We start from the raw sequence: 14860 nt of genomic DNA, 5'->3' as shown, positions 1-14860 counted from the left end.
GCCGGCGTTCCCGAAGCGTAGAAAAAGCGCAGCAAAGAAGGCTGAACCAGCCACCAAGGAGAACTGATGACCTCGACATTCCACAAGACGGCCCTGACCGTTGCCCTGACTTTCGCCGGCCTGACCGGTGCCACGGCAGCCTTCGCCCAGGCGCAGGAAATCAAGCTGGGTTTTGCCGGCCCGATGACCGGCGGCCAGGCCCAGTACGGCAAGGACATGCAGAACGGCATCGTCCTCGCGATTGATGACATGAACGCCACCAAGCCGAAGATCGGCGGCAAGGAAGTCAAGTTCGTGCTGGTCTCCGAAGACGACCAGGCCGATCCCAAGACCGGCTCGGTGGTGGCGCAGAAGCTCGTCGACAATGGCATCCAGGGCATGCTCGGCCACTTCAACTCGGGCACCACGATTCCGGCGTCGATGGTCTACAACCGCGCCGGCATTCCGCAGATCGCCATGGCGACCGCGCCGGAATACACGAAGCAGGGCTTCAAGACGACCTTCCGCATGATGACGTCCGACACCCAGCAGGGCTCGGTGATCGGCGCCTTCGTGGTGAAGAAGCTGGGCGCGAAGAACATCGCGATCGTCGACGATCGCACCGCCTACGGCCAGGGCCTGGCCGACGAGTTCGAGAAGGCCGCCAAGGCCGCCGGCGGCAAGATCGTGCGCCGCGAGTTCACCAACGACAAGGCGGTGGACTTCAAGGCCGTGCTGACCAACATCAAGCGCAGCAACCCGGACATCATCTTCTACGGCGGCGCCGAGACCCAGTCGGCCCCGATGGCCAAGCAGGTCAAGGAACTGGGCATGAAGGCCCCGCTGGTGTCGGGCGAAATGTCCAAGACCGACAACTTCCTGAAGCTGGCCGGCCCGGCTGCCGAAGGCACTGTGGTGTCGCTGGCTGGCTTGCCGCTGGACCAGATGCCGGGCGGCGCCGCATACGAGAAGAAGTACGAGAAGCGCTTCGGCTCCAAGGTGCAGACCTACTCGCCGTACGCCTATGACGGCGCGACCGCGATGATGACCGCCATGATCAAGGCCGGATCGGCCGATCCGGCGCGCTACCTGCCGGTGCTGGCTGCCACCAATATGCAGGGCGTCACCACCAAGACGCTGGCGTACGACGCTCGCGGCGACCTGAAGGACGGCGGCATTACCGTCTACAAGGTGGTGGGCGGCAAGTGGACGGTGCTGGAGACGGTTGGCGGCAAGTAAGCCGCCCAGCGCACAGCCCGAAAAACGCCACCCGAACCGGGTGGCGTTTCTTCTTCGTGCAATTCTAAAGATCGAACTGACCCCTGCCGTTTGTTGTCCCCGATGGGGGATCGTGTCATTGGCGCATAATCCCGCATTCGCCTATCCAATCCAGAAGGAGCAGTACGTGTCCGTGCAGGAAGTCAGCTACGACCGCGCAATCGACCTGGCCGGCATCGGCCGGTTCGATGAAGCGCTCGAAATCGCCGGCCAGTTGTCGGAGGCCCGGCCCGAAGTGGTCGATTTCATTACGCTGCGGGCAAGGCTGCACTTCGACAAGGGTGATGCGCAGGCGGCCTTCGCCGTGCTCGACGAGGCGCTGGCGCGGCTGGAATCGCTGGGGCTGGCGGCGCCGCACCGGTGGGCTTCGCGCGGGGTGATCGCGCATCGCTACGGCGCCATGCTGATGGGCCTTGGCCGTGATGGCGACGCACTGCCGTGGCTGCATGAGGCTGCGCGGCGCAACGGCCTGCTGTCCGGCGAATGGGCTGCCCATTTCCACGCGGGCCTGGCGTGCTACCGGCTTGGTGACCTCGCGCGGGCCGGCCGTTACTGGCACGACCTGCTGTACCGGGCGCCGGACCTTGGCGCAGAAGACATCCTGCCGCTCGTGCACGACGCGATCGCGCGCGCCGAGGCCGCCGGCCAGCCGGCCGAGCCCATGATGCGCGTTTGCCTGGGCCGCATTGCGCTGGATAACCCCGACCTGCTGGAGCTCGAACCGGAGGCGGCCGACGCGCTCGCCGGCGAGCAGGCCGACCTGGTGCTGGCCGAGTCTCCCGATCATCCGCAGGCCCGCCGCCTGCGCGCGCCGCTGCGCTTTGGCACGGGCGACATGGACGGCGCCCAGGATGACCTGGCCGTGTACCTGCGCCAGTGCCCGGACCCGCAGACCCAGGTACGCGCCATGGCGTGGCGCCACCAGGCCGCCCAGTCCGGTGCGCAGGGAGCCGACGCACAGCCCTGGCTGAAATTCAGCCTGACCACGCAATCCGACGACGGCGCCGGCTACTACCGTGCCGCCACGGCGCTGGGCGAGTTCATCGACCAGGTGCCGCAGGCCGAAGCCGCGTTGCGGCCGCGGCTGGTGGAAGCCTGCCAGCTCGGCGTAGCGCGCTTCGAAGCGTATTTCGCCACCGGCGAAGGTGACGCGGACGGCCATGGCGGCAATGCCGACCCGCACGTCTATTCGCTGCTGTGCCGCTTGCTCGCGCGCAGCCTGCCGGCCGACGCCGCCAGCCTCGACACGCGCATCGCCCTGCACCGCAAGGGCATGGCCGCGAGCGAGTTCATCGACCACTGGATCGACCTGCTCGACTGCCACGCCGGCGCGGGCCAGCACCAGAAGGTGGTGGAACTGGCGGGCGAGGTGCTGAACCGCTATCCGCTGGAGCGCAACCCAGCCGACGTGACCTGGGCATTCAGCCGCCTCATCGCCGCCTGGAAGGCCATCGGCGGCGCCGAGGCCGGCGAGGCGGCCGGCGCGGCGATGACGCATATGGATGCCCGGCTCGACGCTTTGCCGGTGGAAGCACGCAGCGAGGCCGCGCACCCGATGGCGCACGCGCGCGCCCATTACGCCGCGCTCGTCCAGGCCCGCATGGACGGCATGGACCAGCACGACCGCACCGACGCACTCGCCGAGATCGACGCCCAGCAACGCCGCGCACTGCTGGTGGAAGACGCGTGGCTCTTCAACCGCTTTGGCCAGGTCTGGCGCGATCTCGGCGACCATGAACGCGCGCTGCCGCTGTTCGAGCAGGCGATTGAATTGACAGAGGGCGATGCCTGGGACCAGGCCGCGCCGCGCGTGCAGCGCGCGCTCATCCATAACGCCGCCGCACGGCACGATGCCGCGCTCGCGGATTTTGTCGCGGCGTTCGCGGTACGTGACGACTGGGATGCCGAAACCTGGTTGCGCGCGGTGGAGTCGGCGGTTGGCCTCGGTCAGCGCGAGACGGCGCTTGGCTACTACGACAAGGCGCATGCCGCAGGCGCCGCCGAAGGGCGCACGCGTGGCCTGAATATGAAGGTCGAGGCTGCACTCCGGGCGACCCGGCCGAAGTGGAAACTGTGGGGCATGTAAGGCGCGGCCCGGCGCCAGTGAAAGCGCGGATCCCGCCATGAGAAACGCCATCTGAAAAGATGGCGTTTTTTATTGAAAGTTAGAGACAGAAGTTGGCGCATTCCGTGCGGTGTCAGACAATCACTGACACGGCATGTCATGTGCTTCCATTACCATGTCACGCATGAATGGACTGAGCCAACTTTTCCCGTCACTTCCGCTCGCGCCCGGCGGCCTGTTCTGGGTCGGCCTGGCGCTGGTGGGTGCCGGCCTTGCAGGCGAGCTGAGCCGCCGCTGGCTGCGTTGCCCGCGCATTGTCGGCTATGCGGTAGCGGGCCTGTGCGCCGGCATGCTCGGGCGCAGCATCGTCGACGACAACATGATCGCCCAGACCCGTATCCTGATCGATATGGCGCTGGCGCTGGCCCTGTTCGAACTGGGGCATCGGCTCTCGCTGGCCTGGCTGCGCGCGAACCGCTGGCTGCTGCTGACCAGCGCGTCCGAAAGCGTGCTGACCTGGGGCCTGGTCGCGGCCGTGCTGCAATGGATCGGCGCCTCGCCGGGCATTGCGGTCCTGGCGGGCGGCATTGCGGTCAGCACCTCGCCGACCATCGTGCTGCAGCTCAAGAACGAGCTGCGTGCCGAAGGCCAGGTGACCGAGCGCCTGATGGCCATGGCCGCGCTCAACAGCATCTATGCCGCCGTGATCGTGCAGGTGGCTACCGGCTGGCTGCATTCCGAGTACGGCAACCTCGGCGCCGCGCTGCTGCATCCGCTTTACCTGCTGGTCGGCTCCTGCCTGCTGGCGTGGGTAGTGGGGAAGATCGGCCACGCCATCTACGGCCGGATGTCGGTGGACGATCACTACAGCTTCCTCGTGCTCGTCGGCCTGGTGCTTTTCACGCTGGCGCTGACCCGGGTACTAAAATTGTCGATGCCGATCACGCTGTTGCTGGCCGGCGTCGTGTTCAAGCACGAGGACAGCCAGCCGCATGTGTGGCCGACGCACTTTGGCAGCGCTGGCAGCCTGCTGATCATCGTCATGGTGGTGTCGCTGGGCCTGCCGCTCACGGCGCATGACTGGGCGGTCGGCGGCGTCTATGCTGTAGTGCTGGTGTTGCTGCGCCACGCGGCCAAGCTGGCCGGCGTGGTGTCGCTGGGATCGTTCTCGGGGCTGAGCCTGCGCCAGTGCGTGGCGCTCGGGCTCGCGCTGGCGCCCATGTCGGGCCTGGCGTACCTCTTGATGAACGATGTCGCGCGCCTGTACCCGGGCACCGGGGAGCCGTTGGCCGCCATCATCCTGTGCGCGCTGGCCATCGAGCAACTGCTGGGCCCGGTGATCGCGGCCTGGGCACTGCGCTTCGCCGGCGAAGTCCGCGCCGATCTGCGCAGCAATGGAGGAGGGCGCTGATGTCGCTCGAACCGTTCAAGCATTCCGAGGCGCTGACCTTCGGCGTCGAGCTGGAGCTGCAGCTCGTCAATCGGCACGACTACGACCTGGCGCCGTTCGCGCCCGACTTGCTGCGTGCGCTGAAGGGCGCCCAGCATGCCGGTGACATCAAGCCGGAGATCAGCCCGTCGATGATCGAGATCAGCACGGGCATCTGCCATACCTATGACCAGGCGGTGGAAGAGCTGACCACCATGCGCGACCTGATGGCGGCGGCCTCGCGCTCGCTCAACATCGGCATCAGCGGTGGCGGTACGCACCCGTTCCAGCAGTGGGCCGACCGCATCATCTCCGATTCGCCGCGCTACCAGTACATCTCGGAGCTGTATGGCTACCTGGCCAAGCAGTTCACCGTATTCGGCCAGCATGTCCATATCGGCTGTCCGAGCGCGGACGAGTCGCTGTTCCTGCTGCATGCCATTGGCCGCTACGTGCCGCACTTCGTCGCGCTGGCGGCGTCATCGCCGTACGTGCAGGGCGTCGATACCGGCTTTGCCTCGGCGCGCCTCAATTCGGTGGCGGCCTTCCCGATGAGCGGACGGGCGCCGTTCCTGCTCACCTGGGACGCCTTCACCGCGTACTTCGAGAAGATGCGCAATACGGGCGTGATCGAGAGCATGAAGGACTTCTACTGGGATATCCGGCCCAAGCCCGAGTTCGGCACGATCGAAGTGCGCGTGATGGATACGCCGCTGACGGTCCGGCGTGCCTGCGATATCGCCGCGTATATCCAGATGCTGGCGCGCTACCTGTTGCTGTCGCGCCCGTTCATGCCGCAGGAAGACGACTACCTGGTCTATACCTTCAACCGCTTCCAGGCCTGCCGTTTCGGGCTGGAGGGCGAATACGTGCATCCCAACGAGCTGACGCGCCGGCCGATCGCGGAACACATCCTGTCGATCTGCGACGCGCTGGTGCCGCATGCCGAAGCCCTGGGATCGCTGCAGGCGCTGGCCAATATCCGCGCGCTGGCCGAGCGCCGCGACGGCGACGCCGAATGGCTGCGCCAGGTCGACGCCGACGCGCGCAGCCAGCGTGAAACCGTGCGCCAGGCCTGCGAACGCTGGGCGGCCTGACGCCGCCCGCGGCGCTTACTTTACGGTGTAGCCGCGCCCCTGCATGCACGCGCCCCAGGCCTGGTAGTAGGTCGACATGGCCTGGCCGGTGTTGGCTGCGGCCTGCTGATTGGCGGCCGCGGCCTGCCGGCGCGATTGCCGGTGCGCGACGCCGCCCGCAACCGTGCCAACCGCTGCGCCCTTGCCGGCATCGCCCGCGATTGCGCCTACTGCCGCGCCGGCCGCTGCACCGCGCACACGCTGGCCGCTTTGCGCCTGTGCGGGCGGCGGCGCGGCCGCGGCCTGAGCCGGGTCGACGCCGGTCTGCTGCTTGGCCCAGCTATAGCACGCGCCGTCGTCGCTGGACTGCTGCTGCTGGCTCTGTCCCTTGGCGGGATAGGCAATCGGCTTTTGCTGCGCCTGGGCCGGCACTACGGCCAGCGCCGCCAGCACCGCCGCGAGCGTACCCAATCCACAACGTGCATTCCCGTCAGGCTTCATGGCGAAATCCCCTGTGAGTCGGTCGGCGCTGCATGCGTCACGCTGCAGCGCATCCGGGTGCCGGAGAAATCAGTATTGCAGCAGGTGGCGCGAAGTCAATTCAGAGTTTTTGGAGGGTGGAATAGACGGGTTCGCCGCGCGTCACGCGCCGTGCGGCACGCTTTCGCCGTCGCGCAGCCCGAGCCGCCTGTTGGCCGGCACGGCCACGTCGATCAGCTTGGGCCGAGGCAGGTTCAGGTTGCGCATCATTTCGATGAACTCGTCGCGCGTGCGGCCGGCCACGCGACTGTTGTGCGCGCGCTCCTGCGCGATCGTCGACGAGGTTTGGCCCTTGTAGTCGTGCGCCGGGTAGACCAGCGTGTCGTCGGGTAGTGCAAACAGCTTGCGCGTCAGGCTGTCGTACAGCGTGCCGGCATCGCCCGACTGGAAATCGGTGCGCCCGCAGCCGTCGATCAGCAGCGCGTCGCCGGTGAATACGCGGCGCACCGTGCCGTCCGGCGCGGGCTCTTCCCACAGGTAGCTCATGCTGCCGGCGGTATGGCCCGGCGTATGGATGGCCCGCAGCACCTGCGCGCCGAACGTCAGGGTATCGCCATCGATCAGCTGCTTCTGTGCGGACCTGATGTCGCACCCGGACGGCGCCGCGGTGTGCGCACCCGTCTGCATGGCGACATGGCCGGCCGAGGTGATGTGGTCGGCATGGGCATGCGTCTCCACCACCCACGCAAGGCTGGCGCCCGCGTCGCGCAGCACGGCCATGTCGCGTTCGAGCTGGTGGTCGACCGGGTCGATCAGCACGGCATCGCGCGTGGCGGCATCGATCAGCAGGTAGGTGAAAGTGGACGAGGTGTCGTCGAACAGCTGGTAGAAAGTTTGCATGGCCGCCTCGCTTTTTGCTCTGGTTCTGGCAGGCGCCCGCGGTGGCGCCATGGGGAGACTGGCGCCATGATACGCCGCACCGGGCTCAGCATTCCACGATATTCACCGCCAGCCCGCCGCGCGCCGTTTCCTTGTATTTGGTCTTCATGTCGGCGCCGGTTTCGCGCATGGTCTTGATGACCGAATCGAGCGATACGTAGTGCGTGCCGTCGCCGCGCAACGCCATGCGCGCGGCGTTCACGGCCTTGACCGAAGCCATCGCGTTGCGCTCGATGCATGGGATCTGCACCAGCCCGCCGACCGGATCGCAGGTCAGGCCCAGGTTGTGCTCCATGCCGATCTCGGCGGCGTTCTCGACCTGCGCGGGGGAGCCGCCCAGCACCGCCGCAAGCGCGCCAGCCGCCATCGAGCAGGCCACGCCAACCTCGCCCTGGCAGCCAACCTCGGCACCGGAGATCGACGCATTGAGCTTGTAGAGCAGGCCGATTGCGCCGGCGGTGAGCAGGAACTCCACCACGCCCTGCGCGTTGGCGCCGGGCACGAAGCGGTCGTAGTAGTGCAGCACGGCCGGGATGATGCCCGCCGCGCCGTTGGTCGGCGCGGTCACCACGCGGCCGCCGGCGGCGTTTTCCTCGTTGACGGCGATCGCATAGAGGTTGACCCAGTCCATCACGGACAGCGGGTCGGACAGCGTGCGCTCGGCGCGCTCGGTCAGGCTGCGGTACAGCTCCGGCGCGCGGCGGCGGACCTTGAACGGGCCGGGCAATTCGCCATCCGTGCGGCAGCCGCGCACCACGCAGGCCTGCATCACGTCCCAGATATGCAGCAGGCCGGCGGTGACGTCGTCCTCGCTGCGCCACGTGAGCTCGTTTTCCATCATCAGGCGCGCGATGCTCTTGCCGCTTTCGCTCGCCATCTCCAGCATGTCCTTGCCGCTGCGGAACGGGTGCGGCATCTGTTGCGCCGCCTTGAGCACCTGCGTGTTGGGCGCGCCCGCGGTGACGACGAAGCCGCCGCCAACTGACAGGTAGCGCGCCTCGCGCAGCGACGCTCCCTGCGCGTCGAAGGCGTGGAACTTCATGCCGTTCGGGTGCTCGGCCATGGCCTCGCGGCGATAGAACGCGATGTGTTCCTTCTCGATGAACGGGATCGGGTGGCGGCCCAGCAGCGACAGCGTGCGGCTCGCGCGCAGCGCCTTGAGCCGGCCGTCGATGGTGTCGGGATCGATGGTATCGGGCGCTTCGCCCATCAGGCCCAGCATCACGCCCTTGTCGGTGCCGTGGCCCTTGCCCGTAGCGCCGAGCGAGCCATACAGCTCCACGCGCACGCTGGCGACCTGCGGCAGCAGGCCATCGCGCTCCAGGCCCTGCGCGAACATCAGGGCAGCGCGCATCGGGCCCACGGTATGCGAGCTCGACGGGCCGATGCCCACCTTGAACAGATCGAAGACGCTGACTGCCACGGATCACTCCTGAAGTCATTGCCGCTTGCGGATGGCAAGCGGGCATTGCAGGTTCAAACTGCGTCGTCCTTGCCGACTTCGCTCCAGACCGACGCATCCGGCTTGGGCGGCGCGGCGCCGGCCGGCTGCTGGCGCAGCTTGACCGATACCGTGCCGTCGGTTTCCAGGATGGCGAAATGCACGTCGGCGATGCTGCTGCTGCCGGCGTGGCGCAGTACCTTGTTGAGGTCCTCCATGCTGACGCGCTGGCTGCGCATCACGTCACGCAGCAATTTGCCGTCATGGATCAGGAACTGCGGCCGGCCTTCCACGAAGACCTCCAGCTTGCGGCTGCGCCAGGTCAGATAGGCAAGGCCGGCATTGGCGCCCACCAGCGTGATGGCCAGGATCAGCCCGGCGGTCACGGAGTTGTCCCCGGCGTTCATGGCGTTCTGCACGGCGTTGGACAGTACCAGCAGCAACACCAGGTCGAACGGCGTGAGCTGGCCGATCTGGCGCTTGCCCGACATCCGCAGCAGGGCCAGCACCGCGCCATACACGATCAGTCCGCGCAGCACGAACTCCCACCAGGGGGCACTGAGATTCCACATGCAGCCTCCGCTGTGCTGGTGGCGCCGCGACGCGCGGCGCCCCTGTGTCGAGCATAGCGCGCGCGGCGGCCGTCCGTCACCGGACGCCGGGCGAAGGACGGCCTCAGTCCTGGGCGTACTCGCTCATCGGCACGCAGCTGCAGAACAGGTTGCGGTCGCCGTAGACGTTGTCGGCGCGGCCGACCGGCGGCCAGTACTTCTGCGTGCGCAGCGATGCCACCGGATAGGCCGCCTCTTCACGCGTGTACTTGCGCGTCCACTCGTTGGCCGTGACCACGGCCGCGGTGTGCGGGGCATGCTTGAGCGGGTTGTCCTCGCGGTCGAAGGTGCCGTCGGCGACACGGCCGATTTCCTGGCGGATCGCGATCATCGCGTCGATGAAGCGGTCCAGCTCGTGCAGGGCCTCGCTTTCGGTCGGCTCGATCATCAGCGTGCCCGGCACCGGGAAGCTCATGGTCGGGGCGTGGAAGCCGTAGTCCATCAGGCGCTTGGCCACGTCCTCGTTGCTGATGCCGGTGTCCTTCTGCAGCGGGCGCAGGTCCAGGATGCACTCGTGCGCCACCAGGTCGTGCTGGCCCGTGTACAGCACCGGGTAGTACGGCGACAGGCGCTTGGCGACATAGTTGGCGGCCAGGATCGCGTTCTCGGTGGCGGCGGTGAGGCCGGCCGAGCCCATCATGGCGATGTACATCCACGAGATCGGCAGGATGCTGGCCGAGCCGAACGGCGCGGCCGAGATGCCGCCGATGCCGTTGTCGTCGCGGCGATAGCCCACGCTGTCCTGGTTCGGCAGAAAATCGGCCAGGTGCGCGCCGACGGCCACGGGACCCACGCCGGGGCCGCCGCCGCCGTGCGGGATGCAGAAAGTCTTGTGCAGGTTCAGGTGCGACACGTCGCCGCCGAAGTGGCCCGGCGCGGCCGTGCCGACCATGGCGTTCATGTTGGCGCCATCCACGTAGACCTGGCCGCCGTGCTGGTGCACGATCTCGCAGATCTGCTGCACGCCCTGCTCGAACACGCCGTGCGTGGACGGGTAGGTGATCATGATGGCCGCCAGGTTTTTGCTGTGCTGCTCGGCCTTCTTCGCCAGGTCTTCCAGGTCGACGTTGCCGTTTTCGTCACAGGCGACCACCACCACCTTCATGCCGGCCATCTGCGCCGACGCCGGGTTGGTGCCGTGCGCCGACGACGGGATCAGGCAGATGTCGCGATGGCTTTCGCCGCGGCTGGCGTGGTAGGCGTGGATGATCAGCAGGCCGGCGTATTCGCCCTGCGAGCCGGCGTTCGGCTGCAGGCTCACGGCGGCATAGCCGGTGGCTGCGCACAGCATGTCCTCGAGCTGGTCGATCATCTCGCGGTAGCCCACGGTCTGGTCCAGCGGCGCGAACGGGTGGATCTGGCTGAACTCGGGCCAGGTCACCGGGATCATCTCGCTGGTGGCGTTGAGCTTCATCGTGCACGAGCCCAGCGGGATCATGGTGCGGTCCAGCGCCAGGTCCTTGTCGGCCAGCATGCGCAGGTAGCGCAGCATCTCGTGCTCGGCGTGGTGCGTGTTGAACACCGGGTGCGTCAGGTAGGCGCTTTGGCGTGCCAGGTTGGCCGGGAAGGCGTCCTCGACCGTTGCCTCGATGGCATCGAACGTCAGCGAGGCCGGCAGCGGCTTGCCGTGCGAGAAGATTTCCCACAGCGCCACCACGTCGTCGCGCGTCGCGGTCTCGTCGAGCGACACGCCGATGCGCGTCGCGCCGGCATGGCGCAGGTTGATGCCGCGCTCGGTCGCGGCGGCGTGGATCGCTTCGGTATTGAAGCCGGTCTCGAACGTCAGCGTGTCGAAGAACGTCGCGTTGGTACGCGTGAAGCCGAGCGTCTGCAGGCCCACGGCCAGCGTGGCCGCCAGGCGATGCACGCGCTGCGCGATGCGCTTGAGGCCTTGCGGGCCGTGGTACACGGCGTACATCGACGCCATCACGGCCAGCAGCACCTGAGCGGTACAGATGTTGGACGTGGCCTTCTCGCGGCGGATATGCTGCTCGCGCGTCTGCAGGGCGAGGCGGTAGGCCTTGTTGCCCTGCGCGTCGATGGTCACGCCGACCAGGCGGCCCGGCATCGAACGCTTGTAGGCATCCTTCACCGCCATGTAGCCCGCGTGCGGGCCGCCGAAGCCAAGCGGCACGCCAAAGCGCTGCGAGTTGCCCACGGCCACGTCGGCGCCCCATTCGCCCGGCGCGGCGATCAGCGTCAGCGCCAGCAGGTCGGCGGCCGCCACCACCAGGCCGCCGGCCGCGTGCACGGCGTCGGCAATGGCGCGGTAGTCGGTCACGTCACCATTGACGCCCGGATACTGCAGCAGCACGCCGAACGCGTGGGCCGAAGCTGCGTCGGCAGCGGGGCCGACCTTCACCTCGATGCCCAGCGGCTTGGCGCGCGTGCGTACCACTTCCAGCGTCTGCGGCAGGACGTCGTCGGCCACGTAGAAGGTGTTCGACGCGTGCTTGTTCACGCGCTGCAGCAGCGTCATGGCCTCGGCTGCGGCGGTGCCTTCGTCCAGCATCGAAGCGTTGGCGATATCGAGGCCGGTCAGGTCGGTGACCATCTGCTGGAAGTTCAGCATGGCCTCCAGGCGGCCTTGCGAGATCTCGGGCTGGTAGGGCGTATACGCGGTGTACCAGGCCGGGTTCTCGAAGATATTGCGCAGGATGACGGCCGGGGTCAGCGTGTTGTAGTAGCCCTGGCCGATAAAGCTCTTCAGGACCTTGTTCTTGCCAGCGAGCTTGCGCAGCTTCGCCAGTGCGGCCTCCTCGGCCAGCGGCTCGGTGAATTCGCCCATCGGCATGCCGTCGCGGCGGCGGATGGCCTCGGGGATCACGGCGTCGATCAGCGCGGCGCGGCTGCTGTAGCCGAGCACCTTGAGCATGTGCTGCTGTTCGGGCGTGTCGGGGCCGATATGGCGAGCGGCGAAGGCGTCGCGCGCCTCCAGTTCGGCCAGCGTGGGCCGGTTACCTTGGGCGGCGGTCATGGGAAGCGGGGCGTTCATGGCAAGAACCTCGTTGGGGCGCGGCGGCAGGTGGTCAGCCATGCCGCCGCGCATCGATACAGTGGCCGGCCCATGCTTGGTGCAGGGGCCGGCGGGCGTGGCGTCAGGCGCCGACGCTGGCCTTGTAGGCGTCGGCCGACATCAGGCCGTTGACGTCGTCGCTGTTGGCCGGCTTGAGCTTGAACAGCCACGCGTCGAAGGCGTCGGCGTTCACGCTTTCCGGCGCGGCCGTGGCGGCCTCGTTGACGGCGATGACTTCGCCGGCCACCGGGGCGTAGATGTCGGAAGCGGCCTTCACCGATTCCACCACGGCAAGCGCGTCGCCGGCGCCAACCGACTTGCCCACTTCGGGCAGTTCCAGGAAGACGATGTCGCCCAGCGCGTCCTGCGCATGGTCGGTGATGCCGATGGTCAGGGTGCCGTCGGCTTCGACGCGCACCCACTCGTGCGACTCGGTGTATTTCAGGTCAGCGGGGAAATTCATGAGGGTTCTCCGGATTCAGATTTGTTCTTGATTCGGGCGCCTGCCATCGGTGGATGGGGCAGGCGCGACGGGCGACCGTTGTGGTGGGCCGGGGCGTTGCCGCCTCAGCTCACGAGTGCCTTGCCAATACGCACAAACGGCAGTTTAACCACAGTCGCCGCGAGTTTGCGGTCGCGGATCTCCACCTGGACGGTATCGCCGACCGCCACGCCCATCGGCAGGCGTGCGAAAGCGATCGACTGCGACAGGGACGGGCTGAAGGTGCCGCTGGTGATTTCGCCGTCACCGGCCGCGGTGATGACCTTCTGGTGGGCGCGCAGCACGCCGCCCTTGTCGCGCAGGATCAGGCCCAGGAACTGCTGGCGCTGGCCGGCGGCGGCGAGTGCCGCCTTGCCGGTGAAATCGCGCTCGCTCTGCAGGTCCACGGTCCAGGCCAGGCCCGCGTCCAGCGGCGAGACGTTGATGTCCATGTCCTGGCCGTACAGGTTCATGCCGGCTTCCAGGCGCAGCGTGTCGCGCGCGCCGAGCCCGGCCGGGCGCACGCCTGCGGCATCGAGCTTTTCCCAGACAGCGGCAACGCTCTCGGCGGGCACGACCAGTTCGAAGCCGTCTTCACCTGTGTAGCCGGTACGCGCGACCATGATCTCGCCGATAGCAGGATCCTGCACCACGATGGCGTTGAAGGGCTTGAGGGCGTCGGAAGGCTGAGTGGACGGGAAGGCGCTCCACACCTTGGCGCGGGCGTTCGGGCCCTGCACGGCAACGATGGCCAGCGGCAGCACGCCAGCCGGGGCCACGTCATCGCGGCGCGGGGTGATGGTCACGCCGCTGCCGGTGGCGTCATTGCGCGCGCGGATCCATTCGATATCGCCGAGCGCCGTGCTGGCATTGACGACCAGGCGGAAGCGGTCCTCGGCGAAGAAATATACGATCAGGTCGTCGATCACGCCGCCTTTCTCGTCGAGCATGCACGAGTACAGCGCCTTGCCCGGGGTCTGCAGCTTGTCGACGTTGTTGGCCAGCAGGCCGCGCAGGAACGCGCGGGTATTCGGGCCCGCCAGGTCGACCACGCACATGTGCGACACATCGAACATGCCGGCGTCGCCGCGCACCGCGTTGTGTTCTTCGATCTGGGAGCCGTAGTTGACCGGCATGTCCCAGCCGCCGAAATCGACCATGCGGGCGCCGAGAGCGCGGTGGATGGCGTTGAGGGGCGTGGCCTGGAGCGTCATGGGAATCCTCGGGGGCAATCTCGGTTGCGAAAACGAAAAAAAGGGTCATCCGCCGCAACGCTTGCTTCGCCCGAATGGCGTCGCAATCCGCTGCGGCGGATGACCCCTCTGTCCTCGATACCTGAGAGATTACGAGGCGGCTCTGCCTGATGGCAGGTCCGGTCCTCGCGCGCCCCTTCGGTGGGCACGCTCGCCATCTTAATGGCGGGTGCCGCTCTCCAGAGTGCGGCATGCATCGTGTGCATGTTGCATGCCGATCCGAACGGTCCGTGGTGCCTGAGAGTTTTCGGGTGATACCCCTTCGGCGGCGCAATACTGTGCGCGCTCTCCCGGTCGGATGCGCGCAATGTACGGGAGGGCCCTGCCTTTGTCAACGCGGCAGGCCCGCCCGCTTTCGTCACCCCTTAGCGGTGATGGTGGTTGTCGTCCGTGACCACGTTGCCGACCACGCCGCCGAGCGCGGCGCCGCCGAGGGTACCGACCGCACTGCCGTTGGTCAGCACGGCGCCGCCCACGCCACCGGCGGCCGCACCGATTGCGGTATTACGTTGCTTTGGCGTCATATCGGAACAACCGCCCGCGAGGGCCGCTACTGCCACGCCTACCAGTGTCGCCTTGCCAAGGGCTCGTAGAGTTCTCATGATTGGCTCCGGAAGTGACTTCAAACAGGCCCGGGACGGATCGGAATCCCTCCCGCCTACTCATTAGAAACCGCGATGTGCAGCCGGTTTTTGGGACTTACCAAGTGTTACCCCGGTAACATGCGCGCCAACCAAATACCGGTTTCCGCTGACAGAACCGCTTCTGTCGCGCGTGTTAACATGGCTGGCTTCGCGCCGGCCGCCGACATG

General features: G+C 67.4%; 12 protein-coding genes and 2 riboswitches. Of the genes, 4 read left to right on the top strand and 8 right to left on the bottom strand.

Translation table 11 applies throughout. The features are described 5' to 3' along the window. Window positions 1-66: 66 nt before the first annotated feature. From CupriaWKF_RS16780 to CupriaWKF_RS16765, 4 genes are all read left to right on the top strand, one after another. Window positions 67-1218, top strand: coding sequence for a branched-chain amino acid ABC transporter substrate-binding protein (locus tag CupriaWKF_RS16780; RefSeq protein ID WP_276098916.1), 1152 nt, complete (start codon window positions 67-69; stop codon window positions 1216-1218). Between the two features lie 166 nt (window positions 1219-1384). Then, window positions 1385-3343: a tetratricopeptide repeat protein gene (locus tag CupriaWKF_RS16775; RefSeq protein ID WP_276100850.1), complete on the top strand. Its 1959-nt coding sequence runs from the start codon at window positions 1385-1387 to the stop codon at window positions 3341-3343. A gap of 154 nt (window positions 3344-3497) precedes the next feature. Beyond that, window positions 3498-4733, top strand: a complete 1236-nt coding sequence (locus CupriaWKF_RS16770; protein ID WP_276098915.1) for a cation:proton antiporter — start codon at window positions 3498-3500, stop codon at window positions 4731-4733. Continuing rightward, on the top strand, window positions 4733-5848 hold the full coding sequence (locus CupriaWKF_RS16765) for a YbdK family carboxylate-amine ligase (protein WP_276098914.1): 1116 nt from the start codon (window positions 4733-4735) through the stop codon (window positions 5846-5848). The genes CupriaWKF_RS16770 and CupriaWKF_RS16765 overlap by 1 nt, the downstream gene beginning before the upstream one ends. 15 nt (window positions 5849-5863) lie before the next feature. On the opposite strand, the gene CupriaWKF_RS16760 is transcribed toward CupriaWKF_RS16765, so the two are convergent. The 8 genes from CupriaWKF_RS16760 to CupriaWKF_RS16725 form a co-directional block, all read right to left on the bottom strand. Then, window positions 5864-6328 (bottom strand): hypothetical protein, encoded by a 465-nt coding sequence (locus CupriaWKF_RS16760; RefSeq protein WP_276098913.1) that lies wholly within the window; start codon window positions 6326-6328, stop codon window positions 5864-5866. 141 nt (window positions 6329-6469) lie between these two features. Beyond that, the gene (locus tag CupriaWKF_RS16755; protein WP_276098912.1) at window positions 6470-7207 is read right to left on the bottom strand and encodes an MBL fold metallo-hydrolase; all 738 of its coding nucleotides are present in this window, start codon (window positions 7205-7207) and stop codon (window positions 6470-6472) included. A gap of 85 nt (window positions 7208-7292) precedes the next feature. Next, window positions 7293-8669: an L-serine ammonia-lyase gene (locus CupriaWKF_RS16750; protein WP_276098911.1), complete on the bottom strand. Its 1377-nt coding sequence runs from the start codon at window positions 8667-8669 to the stop codon at window positions 7293-7295. 53 nt (window positions 8670-8722) lie between these two features. Further along, window positions 8723-9259, bottom strand: coding sequence for a YetF domain-containing protein (locus CupriaWKF_RS16745; protein ID WP_276098910.1), 537 nt, complete (start codon window positions 9257-9259; stop codon window positions 8723-8725). A gap of 103 nt (window positions 9260-9362) precedes the next feature. Further along, the gene (gene gcvP / locus CupriaWKF_RS16740; RefSeq protein ID WP_276098909.1) at window positions 9363-12293 is read right to left on the bottom strand and encodes an aminomethyl-transferring glycine dehydrogenase; all 2931 of its coding nucleotides are present in this window, start codon (window positions 12291-12293) and stop codon (window positions 9363-9365) included. Between the two features lie 103 nt (window positions 12294-12396). Beyond that, window positions 12397-12777, bottom strand: a complete 381-nt coding sequence (gene gcvH, locus CupriaWKF_RS16735) for a glycine cleavage system protein GcvH (protein WP_029046545.1) — start codon at window positions 12775-12777, stop codon at window positions 12397-12399. A gap of 104 nt (window positions 12778-12881) precedes the next feature. Beyond that, window positions 12882-14009, bottom strand: coding sequence for a glycine cleavage system aminomethyltransferase GcvT (gcvT, locus tag CupriaWKF_RS16730; RefSeq protein WP_276098908.1), 1128 nt, complete (start codon window positions 14007-14009; stop codon window positions 12882-12884). Window positions 14010-14107: 98 nt separating this feature from the next. Then, window positions 14108-14241: riboswitch (glycine riboswitch) on the bottom strand. 21 nt (window positions 14242-14262) lie between these two features. After that, window positions 14263-14351, bottom strand: a riboswitch (glycine riboswitch). A gap of 62 nt (window positions 14352-14413) precedes the next feature. After that, the gene (locus CupriaWKF_RS16725; protein WP_276098907.1) at window positions 14414-14650 is read right to left on the bottom strand and encodes a glycine zipper 2TM domain-containing protein; all 237 of its coding nucleotides are present in this window, start codon (window positions 14648-14650) and stop codon (window positions 14414-14416) included. Between the last annotated feature and the right edge of the window lie 210 nt (window positions 14651-14860).

This window comes from Cupriavidus sp. WKF15 (assembly GCF_029278605.1).
Taxonomy (GTDB): domain Bacteria; phylum Pseudomonadota; class Gammaproteobacteria; order Burkholderiales; family Burkholderiaceae; genus Cupriavidus.
This window is presented reverse-complemented; position numbering and strand designations above follow the sequence as displayed.

Coding starts and splice junctions, on each gene's coding strand:
- CupriaWKF_RS16780 (WP_276098916.1), top strand. CDS start 67: ATGACCTCGACATTCCACAAGACGGCCCTGACCGTTGCCCTGACTTTC.
- CupriaWKF_RS16770 (WP_276098915.1), top strand. CDS start 3,498: ATGTCACGCATGAATGGACTGAGCCAACTTTTCCCGTCACTTCCGCTC.
- CupriaWKF_RS16765 (WP_276098914.1), top strand. CDS start 4,733: ATGTCGCTCGAACCGTTCAAGCATTCCGAGGCGCTGACCTTCGGCGTC.
- CupriaWKF_RS16760 (WP_276098913.1), bottom strand. CDS start 6,328: ATGAAGCCTGACGGGAATGCACGTTGTGGATTGGGTACGCTCGCGGCG.
- CupriaWKF_RS16755 (WP_276098912.1), bottom strand. CDS start 7,207: ATGCAAACTTTCTACCAGCTGTTCGACGACACCTCGTCCACTTTCACC.
- CupriaWKF_RS16745 (WP_276098910.1), bottom strand. CDS start 9,259: ATGTGGAATCTCAGTGCCCCCTGGTGGGAGTTCGTGCTGCGCGGACTG.
- gcvP (WP_276098909.1), bottom strand. CDS start 12,293: ATGAACGCCCCGCTTCCCATGACCGCCGCCCAAGGTAACCGGCCCACG.
- gcvH (WP_029046545.1), bottom strand. CDS start 12,777: ATGAATTTCCCCGCTGACCTGAAATACACCGAGTCGCACGAGTGGGTG.
- gcvT (WP_276098908.1), bottom strand. CDS start 14,009: ATGACGCTCCAGGCCACGCCCCTCAACGCCATCCACCGCGCTCTCGGC.
- CupriaWKF_RS16725 (WP_276098907.1), bottom strand. CDS start 14,650: ATGAGAACTCTACGAGCCCTTGGCAAGGCGACACTGGTAGGCGTGGCA.